The following is a 12855-nucleotide window of genomic DNA, read 5'->3' as shown; positions in this document are numbered from 1 at the left end:
TTCCGGGTCAGGCCCGCTTTTTACACGGCGACGCTGGCCCTGATCTGCCTGGCCGCCGCGTGCAGGCTGGCAGCCACCCGTTCCAGCTTGTCGGCGCCCGCCGTTTCAGCCAGGGCGGCAAACGCACTGATATGAAACGTGGCCACCATGGCTGGCGACACTTCGAGCTCGAGCGCCGTCTTGCTCAGTTCCGTCGACGCCTCGAGGTAGGGTTCGCTGCCCGCCTCGAACGCCTGCTTGGTTTCCAATAGTTCCTGGCCGCCTTCGGCCTTGGCCAGGCAGGCATCGACTTTTTGCTGGAAGGCCGGCAAGGTATCGCGCACGGGTCCGGCGTCCGGCGCCGCTTCCGGTTCCGGCTCCACTGGCGCAGGCGTAGCTGCGGCCGGCTTGCCCGCCGCAGGCATGTCGCGCATCGTCAGCCAGCGCTCGACGGCGAGAAAATCGGCAAACGGCTCGGCCACCTTGGGATTCATCAGCCAGACTTCGCCCGTGCGCCAGTCGATCCGGGCGCCGCGCTCGTTTCTCGCCAACAGAATATCCTTGCCGCCATCGGCATTCGACACCCGGCCGATATCGAGCCAGTTCATCAATTCCGCCTGACGCGACATCGCGTTGACCCGATGAAAATAGGCCAGCCATAAAAATCTGGCGACCAATAGAACCAGGGCACCGCCAACCATCCACATCATTTTTCGCTCCGCTCCGCACCACATCGACAAGCCGCATTTTCTCACATGAAAGCTTGCGCCAAGGAAACTTTTACATCTGCCGTGCGCAGGCGCAAATCCGGCGCCGCGCGGCCCGGGCACGCAGTCGCATTTCAGCAACGCCGCGTTTTCCTGATTGCCTGGCGCGCGCCGCTGCGTTATTATGAGAACAATTCTCATTTAGATTAAGCTATCCCATCCTGTCCGCATGCTGTCCGCCCCTTCCCCGCCATCCGACTTCCAGGCCCTGTATGCCGAGCACCATTCCTGGCTGCTGCACTGGCTGAAGCGCCGCCTGCACGATGCGGGGCTGGCCGGCGACCTGGCGCAGGATACCTTCATCAAGATTTTCGTTGCGCGCAGCAGTGCGGGGATCGCGCAGCCGCGCCCCTTCCTGGCCACCATCGCCAAGCGCCTGCTGGCCAATCACTGCCGGCGCGAAGAGCTCGAACGGGCTTACCTCGACGCCCTGCTGTACCAGCCGCAAGCGTGCACGCCGTCGCCGGAAGCGATGTCCATCCTGCTCGAATCGCTGCAGCTGGTCGACCGCGCGCTGGACCAGCTGTCCGCCAAGGCCAGGGCCGCTTTCCTGCTGGCCCACCTGGACGGCATGACCTACGCCGAGATCGCCGCCGAACTGGGCACCACCACGCATTCCGTCAAAAAATACCTGAGCAAGGCCAACCTGCTGTGCTTTTTTGCCGTGCCCGATTTTGCCGCGTCCTGACATGCGCGGCGCCACCGTCTACGCACAGGGCCAGCCCATCGACCTGGCCATCGCCATGCAGGCAGCCGAATGGCTGGCCACCCTGATGAGCGGCGAAACGACGCCGGCGGAAAAAACGGCCTGGCAGCAGTGGCGCCAGGCGCACCCCGACCATGAACGGGCGTGGAAACACATCGAAAGCGTCAGCGGCGGCTTGCGCAAACTCGATGCGCAGGCCAGCCGCACAGCGTTGACCCAGCGCTCCCGCCCTGCCTCGCCCATCTCGCGCCGCCGCAGCCTGCAGTTGCTGGTGTGGGTATCGGCCATCGGCCTCACGGGCTGGTTCGGCGCGCGCTCGGAATACGCGCCCGACATGGCCCGCGCCGCGCTGGCCGACCTGTCCACCGGCGTGGGCGAACGCCGCGAGCTGACCCTGCCCGACGGCAGCCGTCTGCACCTGAACAGCGGCAGCGCCGTCAACATCCGCTACACGGGCACACAGCGCCTGCTGCAACTGGTGCAGGGCGAAGTGTTCATCGCCACGGCCCGCGAAACGGGCATGCCCTACCGCCCCTTCCTCGTCGAAACGGCGCAAGGCCATGCACAGGCGCTGGGCACGCGCTACTCGGTACGCCAGGCCGATGGCAGCACCCTGGTCGCCGTCGAGGAAGGCGCCGTCCGGCTGATGCCGCGCCATGGCGACGCCAGCCCGGTGCTCCGCGCGGGCCAGGGCGGCGGCATGACGGCGCAGAATACCTTGCCCGCGCACGCCGTCTCACCCGATGTCTGGGCCTGGCGCCAGGGCTTGCTGCTGGCCGACGCCATGCCGCTGCGCGACTTCCTGCATGAACTGAGCCGCTACCGCCACGGCATGCTGGGCTGCGACGACGCCGTCGCCGGCCTGCGCATCTCCGGCGTCTTCCCGCTGGCCGACCTGGACGCCGTGCTGCTGTCGCTGCCCGATTCCCTGCCGGTGGACGTGCGCCTGCGCACGCGCTACTGGGTGCAGGTCGAGGCGCGCCAGCCGCGCTGAAATATATTTGGACGCCAACGAAAAAAAAGGTACCCGCTTTCGATTCTCGCGTGACCTGTGTATGGAAAGTTCTTTTGACGACTACAACACAAGGTAACCATGTCTCCTGCCATTCATTCCAAGCCGCGTATCAAACCCATGGCGTATGCCATCCAGCTCGTCTTCATCGGTTCGGCCCTGCTGCTGAACGTCCAGGCGCCAGCCCTGGCGCAGGAAAGCGCGGCGGCGGCCACTGCCACGCTCGACTTTCAGGTGCCCGCCGGCGACCTGGCCACGGCGCTGCGCCAGGTCGCCAGCCAGTCGCGTGTCATCCTCAGTTTCACGCCCGAGCAGACGCGCGGCAAGACGTCGGCCGGCTTGAGCGGCCGCCACGACGTGCTGGCCGCCCTGAACGGCGTGCTGCGCGGCACGGGCCTGAAGGCCGAGCGCAGCGCCAACGGCAGCTATGTGCTGCGCCCGGCCGATGCGGCGGCGGGTGCCGAAGCGATGGCGATGATGCCGGAAGTGTCGGTCAAGGCGCAGCAGGATGCGACGGAAGGCTCGGGCGCGTATGTCTCCACCCTGCCGATCGCCACGGCCACGCCGCTGGGCCTGTCGGTCAGGGAAACGCCGCAGTCCGTCAGCGTCATCACGCAGCAGCGCATGCAGGACCAGGGCTTGAACACCATTGCGCAAGTGATGGCGCAAACGCCGGGCATCACGCTGTTCTCGCTGGGCAGCGAACGCTCCGGCTTTACTTCGCGCGGCTATGCGATTACCAATTACCAGCTCGATGGCGTCAGTACGCACTCGGAAAACCTGGGCCTCAATGCGATACCATCGCAAAGCCTGGCCGACATGGCGCTGTACGACCGTATCGAAGTGCTGCGCGGCGCCTCGGGCCTGATGACGGGCGCGGGCGATGCCTCGGGCGCCATCAACATGGTGCGCAAGAAGCCGACGGCGCAGTTCCAGGCCTCCGTCGAGGGCGAGCTGGCTTCCTACGATGAGCGGCGCGCCATGGCCGACGTCTCGGGTCCGCTGAACGAGGCAGGCACCGTGCGCGGCCGCCTTGTGACGGCGTATGAAGAAGGCGACAGCATCATCGACGGCTACAGCCGCGACAAGAAAGTGGTCTATGGCGTGGTCGAAGCGGACCTGTCACGCGACACGAAGCTGACGGCCGGCGTCACGCACCAGCGCAAGCGCTCGAACGGATCCTTGTCCTACCTGGGCTTCCCCCTGTTCTACAGCAATGGCGCAATGACGGACCTGCCACGCTCTTTCAGCCCGGCCGCCAAGTCGAATCGCTTCGGCACCAATTCGACCGACCTTTTCGTCACCCTGGAACACGCGCTGACAAACGACTGGAAGCTGAAAATCTCGGCCAACCGCGTGCAGTCCTCGCAGGAAGAGCGCTCCGTGTTCATGAACGTGAGTAGCGCCTTTCCCGACCAGGCCACGGGCGATGGCCTGCGCATGAGCGCCGACTACCGCGATTACCAGCTCCAGGTCAACAGCGTGGACGTCAATGTGCGCGGACCGTTCAGCGCGTTCGGCCGCCAGCACGAACTGGTACTGGGCATGGACTACAACGAATTTCAAAGCACGACGGACGGCCGCTTCGACAAGAACATCCAGGGCCAGCCCGTCAACCTGTACCGCTGGAATCGCATGGCAACGCCCGTGTTTGGCGATACCTTCGTCACCTACGACAGCACGCGTCGCCAGGCCAGCGCCTACGCGGCCAGCCGCTTTACGCTGTCCGAGCGCCTGAAACTGATCGCCGGCGCAAAAGTACTGCGCTATAGCGAAAACTACATCTCGGACGCGCCCACCGTGCCATTTTATAGCGCGTCCCCGGCATCGGACAGCAGCGTCTTCACGCCGTATGGCGGCCTGGTGTTCGACATCGACGGCACGCACAGCGCCTACGCCAGCTACTCCACCATCTACCAGCCGCAAGCGTCGCAAGACCGCTACGGCAAGCTGCTGGCGCCGCGCGAGGGCAAGACCTTTGAAGCGGGCGTCAAGAGCGGCTGGTTCGATGGCCGCCTGAACACGGCCGCCGCGCTGTATCTGATCCGCCAGAAAAACCTGGCCGAATCGGACCCGGGCTACACCCTGCCCGGCTCCAACGATCCGGCGTTCCGCACCATCAAGGGCGCCGATACCAAGGGCATCGACCTGGAAGCGACGGGCGCCATCACGCCAAGCTGGAATGTGTCTGCCTCGTGGTCGTACAGCCAGACGGAAAACAATGCCGGCAAGGCCATCCAGACCACATTCCCGCGCCACCTGATGAAGCTGTGGACCACGTACCGCCTGCCCGGCGAACTGAATCGCCTGACGGTGGGCGGCGGCATGAACTGGCAAAGCCGCGTGTATTCGGACATCGACGCGTGGCAAATCAACAGCACTCTGCACTGGGAACAGAAGGCGTACTCGGTGGCCAGTCTGATGGCGCGCTACGACGTCAACGACAAGCTGTCTGCCACCGTCAACGTGGCCAATCTGTTCGACAAAAAATACACGGCTTCCGTGTCGGACTGGTGGTACTCGGGCATGTATGGTCCGGCGCGCAAGGTGGCGTTGAAGGTGCGTTACCAGTTCTAGCATTTCACACCGGCGCAGGGCCGGTGATACAATTTTCCCGCTTCACGGGCGTTGCCGGCCATTGCCGCCAACGCCCGTGCCCATAGAGACACCCAAGGAGAATGTGTGAAGGACCTCGCCCCCGCCCTGCCAGCCGATCCGGCCGACCAACCCGCCAATCCCTCGCGCCGGCGCATTTTCCAGGCTGCTTCCGCAGTCGGCCTGGCCGCCAGCCTGCCGGCGCTGGCCGACGCCGCGCCAGCCAAAAAAACCATCGCCAAGAGTTCGCTCGACGCGAAACTCAAGGCGCACGTCAAGAACGTGGTCGTGATCTACCTGGAAAACCGCAGCTTCAACAACCTGTTCGCCAACTTCCCCGGCACCAGCGCGCCCCTGTCCGCCGTCAAGACGGAACAGGCGCAGCAGCTGGACCGCGACGGCAAGCCGCTGGCCACCCTGCCGAAGATCTGGGGCGGCCTCGTGCCGAACCAGCAAAATGTCGGCGGCACCGATTACCTGATCAAGGAAGACCAGATTTCCGGCCTGCCCAACGCGCCCTACAAATTGAGCGACGCGGGCGGCAAGCCCCTGCCCGAGAGCATCATCACGCGCGACCTCGTGCACCGCTTCTATAACAACCAGATGCAGATCAACGGCGGCAAGAACGACGGCTTTGCCGCGTGGGCCGACAGCGGCGGCCTGGTGATGGGCCACTACGGCGAAACGTCGAAAAACCTGAACCTGTGGCAGATCGCCGAGCAGTACACTCTGTGCGACAACTTCTTCATGGCAGCCTTCGGCGGCTCCTACATGAACCACCAGTTCCTCGTCACAGGCCGCGCCAACGAATATTTCAATGCATCCGAAACGGCGGCGAAGAAAAAGATCGCCGTGCTGTCCGACGGCCCGCAAGGCGTGCGCCTGGCGATCTCGCCCGACTGCCCCGCCTCCGCGCTGGACGGCAAGCCGAAATATGTGAACGACGGCGCCATCACGCCGGACGGCTATGCCGTCAACACCATGGCCCCGCCATATCAGCCGAGCTACATCCGCCCCGCCTTCGACGGCGACCCGCTGCATGCCGACCCGGCCGACGCCAACACCCTGCCGCCGCAAACTTACGACACCATCGGCGACCTGCTGTCGCGCAAGGGCGTCAGCTGGGCGTGGTATGGCGGCGGCTGGCAAGCGGCGCTCGACCACAAAGGCGGCGGCAGCAAGCCGAACTTCCAGTTCCACCACCAGCCGCTGAACTACTTCAAGCAGTTCGCCCCAGGAACAACCGCGCGCGCCGAGCACCTGCGCGATGGCGGCACGGGCGACAGCCCGATCTCGAACAAATTCCTCGCCGCCGCCGTGGCGGGCAAGCTGCCGGCCGTGACCTTCTACAAGCCGCAGGGCAATCTGAACCTGCACGCCGGCTATTCCGATATCGAATCGGGCGACCAGCACGTGGCCAACGTCATCCAGCACTTGAAGGAATCGCCGCAGTGGAAGGACATGATCGTCGTGATCACCTTCGATGAAAACGGCGGCTGGTGGGACCACGTGGCGCCGCCGAAAGGCGACCGCTGGGGTCCGGGCACGCGCATTCCCGCCATCGTCGTCTCGCCGTACGCGAAGAAAGGCGCCGTCGACCACAGTTTTTATGACACCACGTCGATCCTGCGCCTGATCACGCGCCTGCACGACCTGCCGCTGCTCGAAGGCCTGAAAGTGCGCAACGACGCGTTTGCGTCGCGCGGTGCGCTGCCGCCGGGCGACCTGACGGGCGCCCTGAGCTTCCGTTAATTAGACAACGGCGCCCCACACGGTGCGGCACGCCTGTGATACACTGCGTGCCGCACTTAAATCCGCAGGACAGGTATTCCTGACGGTTGTTCCAACAATGAGCCCGACTCCAGTAGCCGGGCTTTTGTTTTGTGGACGAAGCGTACAGAGTATTCACACTGCGGACAGCTTTTTGCCCGCTCCCCGGCGCCATGTTTTCGCGGCCAGGGACCAGAGGTTCAGAAATGAGAGATAAAAAAGACAACGCCACCATCGACTTGCCCGGTTTCGGCCCGCCGCCAGCGCACGAGGCGCCAGAGCCGGCGCCGGAACCGCAACGCCGCACGCGCGCGCGCGCGCGCAAGGTGGCGCTGAAGCAGGTGCAGCTCGAATTGCTGGAGCCGACCGACGCCACGGGCCTGCCCGTATGGACGCGCGACGCTGGCCTCGATCTGACCGGCTTGCCCATCTGGGCGCCCGACAATTAATATCCCAACGCCGGCGGCCGTTTGCCGCCAGCTTCCACAACCATCAGCACAAGGGCGTATAACGCCTGTAGACTGTGCCCATCCACCCGCTTTTTACCGGCTCCGCCCTTATGAACACCACATCCGCCACCACTTCTTTTTCCAGCCTGCCGCTGACGCCCGCCTTTTTGGCCAACCTGGACTCGCTCGGCTACCACGAGATGACCACCATCCAGGCGCAAAGCCTGCCGGCGGTGCTCGAAGGCCGCGACCTGATCGCCCAGGCGAAAACAGGCAGCGGCAAGACAGCCGCCTTCGGCATCGGCATCCTGCACAAGCTCAATCCCGCGTGGTTTGCCGTGCAGGGCCTGGTGCTGTGCCCCACGCGCGAACTGGCCGACCAGGTGGCCAATGAGCTGCGCCGCCTGGCCCGCGCGGCTGGCAACATCAAGATCCTGACCCTGACGGGCGGCGCGCCGATGCGCCCGCAAATCGCATCGCTGGAACACGGCGCGCACATCGTCGTCGGCACGCCGGGCCGCCTGCGCGACCACCTGGGCCGCGGCACGATCAACCTGAATCACGTGCAAACCCTGGTGCTCGATGAAGCGGACCGCATGACGGACATGGGCTTTTACGAGGAAATCGCCGGCATCGTCAGCGCCTGCCCCGTACGCCGGCAGACCCTGCTGTTCTCGGCCACGTACCCGGAAGACATCCGCCGTGCCACGGCGTCGTTCCTCGTCAATCCGCTGGAAGTGACGGTCGAGGCGCAGCACGACAACGACAAGATCGAGCAGCGCTTCTATGAAATCGGCTTCGACGAGCGCAATAGCGCCGTCGGCAAGCTGTTGAAACACTTCAAGCCGGAATCCACGCTGGCCTTCTGCAACACCAAGGTGCATTGCCGCGAGCTGGCCGACGAACTGCGCCAGCAAGGCTTTTCCGCGCTGGCCCTGTACGGCGAGCTGGAACAGCGCGAGCGCGATGAAATCCTCGTGCTGTTCGCCAACCGCAGCTGCTCCGTGCTGGTGGCCACCGACGTGGCCGCGCGCGGCCTCGATATTTCCGACCTGGGCGCCGTGATCAACGTCGACGTATCGAAGGACACGGAAGTGCACATTCACCGCATCGGCCGCACGGGCCGCGGCAGCAAGAAGGGTCTGGCCCTGTCGCTGTGCGCGCCGAACGAGAAAAAATGGGTCAAGCTGATCGAGCAGTACCAGAACAGTGCCGCCGAATGGCACGACCTGAAGGAACTGGCGGAAGATGACGGGATCGAGGCGCTGCCGGCGCCGATGGTCACCCTGTGCATCATGGGCGGCAAGAAGGACAAGCTGCGCCCGGGCGACTTGCTGGGCGCGCTGACGGGCGACGCTGGCCTCACCAAGGAGCAGGTGGGCAAGATCAACGTATTCGAGTTCATGACCTACGTGGCGCTGGACCGCAAGGTGGCCGAAGCGGCCTTCAAGCGCCTGAACGCGGGCAATACCTTGGGCCGCGACTTCGGCAACATCAAGGGCCGCAGCTTCAAGATGCGCTTTATCGAAGCGTAAGCTGCTGCAATGCACGCAGGGCCGCCATGGTCCTGCGTCCCGGATAGTCGCCCCACACGGGGTAGCGCCCGCGGTGGTAACAGCTCCAGTAACTGATGCTGCGCCGCTCCAGCGTGGCCACATACGCGGGGTTCTCCCGCAGGTAGCGCGCCAGCGCCGCCGCATTCCAGGCCGGCAGCGCCGCGCCAATTATCTCGACAATCTCCAGCACGTATTCGCCGCACAGGTGCACGACGAACGGCACCGTCCACGCCCGCTCCTGCAGCAGCAGCCGCCTTGCACACGCTTCGCGCACATGGCCGTCATGGTGGCGCGTGCCCAGGCACAGGGCGATCACGCCCGCGTCGCCAAGCAGCCGGGTACAAGCAAGCAACTGCTCGCGGTCATAATACGTGCGCGTCGGGATCAGCAAAGTCTCGCCATCCTGGCAAACGGCAAATGGCGGGTGTGCGTGGTTACTGTCCAGCGCAGGCAGCAGCTGCGCCACAGTGCCGGCCAATACGGCCGGAAAGGCGTCGGCTTCAGCCATCGCGAGCTTCCTTGCACACCTTGCGCACGCCCAGCGCAGGCTTGTCCACCTTTTCAAAGATCACATTCGAATACCATTCGGCAGGATCGCCTTCGGTAGGCTTGCCCAGCGAGATATAAAAGCCGCCATGCGTGAACAGGGCCGTGGTTTCCTTGCCCGGCCTGGCAGCTTGCAGGAAGGCGGGCCAGGCTGCCCTGTCGACTGGCGTGAAACGCGCGGCCAGCAGCGCCAGCAAGCGCGCATGCGTGGCCGGCGCATACGGGAACAGATACAGGTATTCGACCAGCTCACCGCCATCGGCCAGGCGCGTGACGGCGGATGTCGCTGCCTCCACTTCACTGCCAAAACTGCACAGCACCCCGCCGCTGTAGGCGAAATCGATCACGGTCGCCGGCGCGCACGCCTGCCGCTCGCGGTCGATGCCGACGGGCGGCAGCGCGCGCACTTGCGCCAGCAGCGCCTCGCCGGAGGTGGCAAGCGCGGGAAAGCCCGGACATTCGCTGGCCGCCCGGGCGGCGGAAAAGGCAAGGCAACAACTCAGTATCAGCAAACGGCGCTTCACGGCATCTCCAGTTTCATCAGGCGGCCATTATGCCGGACATCTTCACAAAGGCCGCGCCTGTTGCCCCTGCGGCGTATCGTCGATGTCATAGCCGGCCGCGCGCGCCAGTGCGCGCAAGCGGTCCGCCTCGGCCCACTGGCGCTGCGCGCGGGCGATGGCCCGTTCCGCCATCCACGCCTGCACGGGCTGCGGCACGGCCACCTGCGCCGGCTGCCAGGCCAGCAGATCGAGTCCCAGGGCCGCATCGAAGCGGGCCATCGTGGCCTTTTTTACGGCGTCCGGCAGGCTGCTTTTCAACAGTTCCCAGGCCACGGCCAGCGCGCGCGGAAAGTTCAGGTCATCGTTGACCTGCGCCGCAAAGCGCGCCAGCCAAGAGGGATCAACCTCACCCTGCGCTTCGCCAAGGCCATGCACGCTGACGCGCAGGCGCGCCAGGCCGCTGCTGGCGGCGCGCAATGCTTCGTCCGTGAAATTGAGGCTGCTGCGGTAGTGGGCGCCCAGGCACAGGTAGCGGTAGGCCAGCGGATCGATGCCCTGCTCCACCAGGCTTTGCAGGCGTAAAAAGTCGCCCGACGATTTCGACATCTTCGCATCCTGTGTTTTCAGGAAGGCGCCATGCAGCCAGAAGTTGGCCAGGCGCGTGCCGTGGCGCGCTTCCGTTTGCGCGATCTCGTTGCTGTGGTGGACGGCCACGTGATCCTCGCCGCCGCAATGGATGTCGAAATGCGTCCCCAGGTGCTTTTCCGCCATGGCCGAGCATTCGATATGCCAGCCGGGAAAACCCAGGCCCCACGGGCTGTCCCACTCCATCTGCCGCTGTCCCGGCACGCCGCTGAACTTCCACAGCGCAAAGTCGCAGATGTCGCGCTTCTCGCCCAGGCCCACCCTTTTCCCCGCCTGCAGGCCGTCGCGGTTCAGGCGCGCCAGTTTGCCATAGCTGTCCTGGCGCGTCGTGTCGAAATAGATGCCGTCGTCCGTGCGGTAGGTATAGCCCTTCGCTTCCAGGTCGAGAATGAAGGCGATCTGCTCGGCGATGTGGTCGGTGGCGCGGCACCAGACGGTGGGCGGCAGGATATTGAGCTGCTGCAGATCGCCCTCGAACGCGCGGGTAAATTCAGCGGCGATATCCCAGGCCGACTTGCCGCTGCGGGCGCTGCGCGCCTCGATCTTGTCGTCGCCGCTGTCCGCATCCGACGTCAGATGGCCGACGTCCGTGATGTTCATCACGTGGCGCACCTGCAAGCCGTTGAATTCGAGCGCGCGGCGCAAGCCGTCGACGAACAGATAGGTGCGCAGGTTGCCGATATGCGCATAATCGTAGACGGTGGGGCCGCAGGCATACAGGCCCGCCTCGTCCGGGGCGATGGTCTCGAAGGGCCGCAGGCTGCGGCTATACGTGTCGTACAAATGAAGTGTCATACGGGACTTTCATGCGCGTTGCGGAAAAAGAAAATGGCCACAGGTTTTTCAACGCTGTGGCCATCGGAATGAGGAGTAAAAAGTTTAACGGCGCCGGGCCGCATCCTCGCGAAGCCAGGTACACGGACACAGCGCAGCGGCGGCGCGGTATGCAAGGACTGGAGGGAGGATGGAAGAGATCATGGAGACAATATCGCATGCGCGCGGGCGGGCCGTCAAGCCCTCCCGCGGCGCTGGCTTACTTTTTCGCCTGCTCGATATGCGGCAGCAGCACCGTCAGGATGCCCAGCAGCGGCAGGTAGGAGCAGATTTTGTACACATAGGCGATGCCCGCCACGTCGGCCAGGTGGCCCATCGCGGCGGCGGCGATGCCGGACACGCCAAACATCAGGCCAAAGAAAATCCCCGCGATCATGCCCACCTTGCCCGGCACCAGTTCCTGCGCGAAGACGACGATGGCCGAAAACGCGGATGAAATCACGAAGCCGATAATCACCGTCAGCACGGCCGTCCAGAACAGGTCGACGTAGGGCAGCAGCAGGGTAAATGGCGCAGCGCCCAAGATGGAAATCCAGATCACGCGCTTGCGGCCAATGCGGTCGCCGATGGGGCCGCCCATGAAGGTGCCGGCCGCCACGGCGGCGAGGAAGAGGAACAGATACAGCTGGGCATCGCCGAGCGACAGGTGGAACTTGTCGATCAGATAAAACGTGTAGTAGCTCGACAGGCTGGCCATGTAGATGTACTTCGAAAACACCAGCAGGGCCAGCACGCCCAGCGCAGCCATCACCTTGTTGCGCGACAGCTTAGGTCCATGGCCGCCCGCCTTCGGCTTGAAGCTGGCCAGGTGGCCGCTATACCAGTGGCTGACCTTGTACAGCACGCCGATGGCCAGCACGGCCAGCAGGCCGAACCAGGCGATATTGCCGTGGCCACGGTTGACGATGACGGCGGCCGCCAGCAGCGGTCCCAGCGCGGAGCCGACGTTGCCACCCACCTGGAACAGCGACTGGGCAAAACCGTAGCGTCCGCCCGAGGCCATGCGCGCCACGCGCGACGCTTCCGGGTGGAAGGTCGAGGAACCGACGCCGATCAGGCCCGAGGCGATCAGCAAGGTGGGAAAGGTCGAGACGATGGACAGCATCAGCACGCCGGCCAAGGTAAAGCACATGCCGACGGGCAGCAGGAATGGCAGCGGACGGCGGTCCGTGTATAAGCCGATCCATGGCTGCAGCAGCGAGGCCGTGCACTGGAACGTCAGGGTTATGAGGCCGACCTGGGTAAAACTGAGTGAAAACTCGGCTTTCAGCATCGGATAAATCGACGGCAATAATGCCTGGATCAAGTCATTGAGCAAATGCACGAAGGCGACGGCGCCCAGGATGTGCATGGCCAGACCGGATTGTTGTTGGGAACTATGAAGCGAAGGAGCCGCCGGCACGGACTTGGCCAATGCTGGAGCAGTTGTGGTTGTGTGCATGTGTCATCCGCAATAATCGGGCTCGGCGGGCGGCCCGGCAAAGAAGCCAGTA

At 64.6% G+C, this 12855-nt stretch carries 11 protein-coding genes; 6 read left to right on the top strand and 5 right to left on the bottom strand.

Features of this window, described 5'->3' with window-relative positions; translation table 11 throughout:
• Nucleotides 1–20: 20 nt before the first annotated feature.
• Nucleotides 21–689: a hypothetical protein gene (locus ACQ4WO_RS12765; protein ID WP_436481758.1), complete on the bottom strand. Its 669-nt coding sequence runs from the start codon at nucleotides 687–689 to the stop codon at nucleotides 21–23.
• Nucleotides 690–915: 226 nt separating this feature from the next.
• Here ACQ4WO_RS12765 and ACQ4WO_RS12760 point away from each other — a divergent pair, with 226 nt between their 5' ends.
• From ACQ4WO_RS12760 to dbpA, 6 genes are all read left to right on the top strand, one after another.
• On the top strand, nucleotides 916–1434 hold the full coding sequence (locus ACQ4WO_RS12760; protein WP_436481757.1) for a sigma-70 family RNA polymerase sigma factor: 519 nt from the start codon (nucleotides 916–918) through the stop codon (nucleotides 1432–1434).
• Between the two features lies 1 nt (nucleotide 1435).
• Nucleotides 1436–2446 (top strand): FecR domain-containing protein, encoded by a 1011-nt coding sequence (locus ACQ4WO_RS12755; protein ID WP_436481756.1) that lies wholly within the window; start codon nucleotides 1436–1438, stop codon nucleotides 2444–2446.
• A 99-nt stretch (nucleotides 2447–2545) separates the two neighbouring features.
• Complete coding sequence (locus ACQ4WO_RS12750) at nucleotides 2546–5041, top strand: TonB-dependent siderophore receptor (protein ID WP_436481755.1); 2496 nt, start codon at nucleotides 2546–2548, stop codon at nucleotides 5039–5041.
• Between the two features lie 105 nt (nucleotides 5042–5146).
• Nucleotides 5147–6811, top strand: coding sequence for an acid phosphatase (locus ACQ4WO_RS12745; protein WP_436481754.1), 1665 nt, complete (start codon nucleotides 5147–5149; stop codon nucleotides 6809–6811).
• A 224-nt stretch (nucleotides 6812–7035) separates the two neighbouring features.
• Nucleotides 7036–7278 carry a hypothetical protein gene (locus tag ACQ4WO_RS12740; RefSeq protein ID WP_436481753.1) on the top strand — a complete coding sequence of 81 codons (243 nt, stop codon included), beginning with the start codon at nucleotides 7036–7038 and terminating at the stop codon, nucleotides 7276–7278.
• 110 nt (nucleotides 7279–7388) lie between these two features.
• Nucleotides 7389–8813 (top strand): ATP-dependent RNA helicase DbpA, encoded by a 1425-nt coding sequence (gene dbpA, locus ACQ4WO_RS12735; RefSeq protein ID WP_436481752.1) that lies wholly within the window; start codon nucleotides 7389–7391, stop codon nucleotides 8811–8813.
• Here the strand turns inward: dbpA and ACQ4WO_RS12730 are convergent.
• The 4 genes from ACQ4WO_RS12730 to ACQ4WO_RS12715 form a co-directional block, all read right to left on the bottom strand.
• Nucleotides 8800–9342, bottom strand: coding sequence for a hypothetical protein (locus tag ACQ4WO_RS12730; RefSeq protein WP_436481751.1), 543 nt, complete (start codon nucleotides 9340–9342; stop codon nucleotides 8800–8802). The two genes, dbpA and ACQ4WO_RS12730, sit on opposite strands and share 14 nt — an antisense overlap.
• Complete coding sequence (locus ACQ4WO_RS12725; RefSeq protein ID WP_436481750.1) at nucleotides 9335–9904, bottom strand: hypothetical protein; 570 nt, start codon at nucleotides 9902–9904, stop codon at nucleotides 9335–9337. The genes ACQ4WO_RS12730 and ACQ4WO_RS12725 overlap by 8 nt, the downstream gene beginning before the upstream one ends.
• A gap of 42 nt (nucleotides 9905–9946) precedes the next feature.
• Complete coding sequence (gene cysS, locus ACQ4WO_RS12720) at nucleotides 9947–11323, bottom strand: cysteine--tRNA ligase (protein ID WP_436481749.1); 1377 nt, start codon at nucleotides 11321–11323, stop codon at nucleotides 9947–9949.
• A 238-nt stretch (nucleotides 11324–11561) separates the two neighbouring features.
• Nucleotides 11562–12713, bottom strand: a complete 1152-nt coding sequence (locus tag ACQ4WO_RS12715; RefSeq protein ID WP_436481748.1) for an MFS transporter — start codon at nucleotides 12711–12713, stop codon at nucleotides 11562–11564.
• Between the last annotated feature and the right edge of the window lie 142 nt (nucleotides 12714–12855).

The organism is Janthinobacterium aestuarii (assembly GCF_051380835.1).
Taxonomy (GTDB): Bacteria; Pseudomonadota; Gammaproteobacteria; order Burkholderiales; family Burkholderiaceae_D; genus Janthinobacterium; species Janthinobacterium aestuarii.
The sequence above is the reverse complement of the archived record's forward strand: the minus strand, read 5'-3'. Positions and strand labels throughout refer to the sequence as shown.

What these genes read in the sequence shown, in the direction of transcription:
- ACQ4WO_RS12765 (WP_436481758.1), bottom strand. Translation starts at nt 689, where the DNA reads ATGATGTGGATGGTTGGCGGTGCCCTGGTTCTATTGGTCGCCAGATTT.
- ACQ4WO_RS12760 (WP_436481757.1), top strand. Translation starts at nt 916, where the DNA reads ATGCTGTCCGCCCCTTCCCCGCCATCCGACTTCCAGGCCCTGTATGCC.
- ACQ4WO_RS12755 (WP_436481756.1), top strand. Translation starts at nt 1,436, where the DNA reads ATGCGCGGCGCCACCGTCTACGCACAGGGCCAGCCCATCGACCTGGCC.
- ACQ4WO_RS12750 (WP_436481755.1), top strand. Translation starts at nt 2,546, where the DNA reads ATGTCTCCTGCCATTCATTCCAAGCCGCGTATCAAACCCATGGCGTAT.
- ACQ4WO_RS12740 (WP_436481753.1), top strand. Translation starts at nt 7,036, where the DNA reads ATGAGAGATAAAAAAGACAACGCCACCATCGACTTGCCCGGTTTCGGC.
- dbpA (WP_436481752.1), top strand. Translation starts at nt 7,389, where the DNA reads ATGAACACCACATCCGCCACCACTTCTTTTTCCAGCCTGCCGCTGACG.
- ACQ4WO_RS12730 (WP_436481751.1), bottom strand. Translation starts at nt 9,342, where the DNA reads ATGGCTGAAGCCGACGCCTTTCCGGCCGTATTGGCCGGCACTGTGGCG.
- cysS (WP_436481749.1), bottom strand. Translation starts at nt 11,323, where the DNA reads ATGACACTTCATTTGTACGACACGTATAGCCGCAGCCTGCGGCCCTTC.
- ACQ4WO_RS12715 (WP_436481748.1), bottom strand. Translation starts at nt 12,713, where the DNA reads ATGCACATCCTGGGCGCCGTCGCCTTCGTGCATTTGCTCAATGACTTG.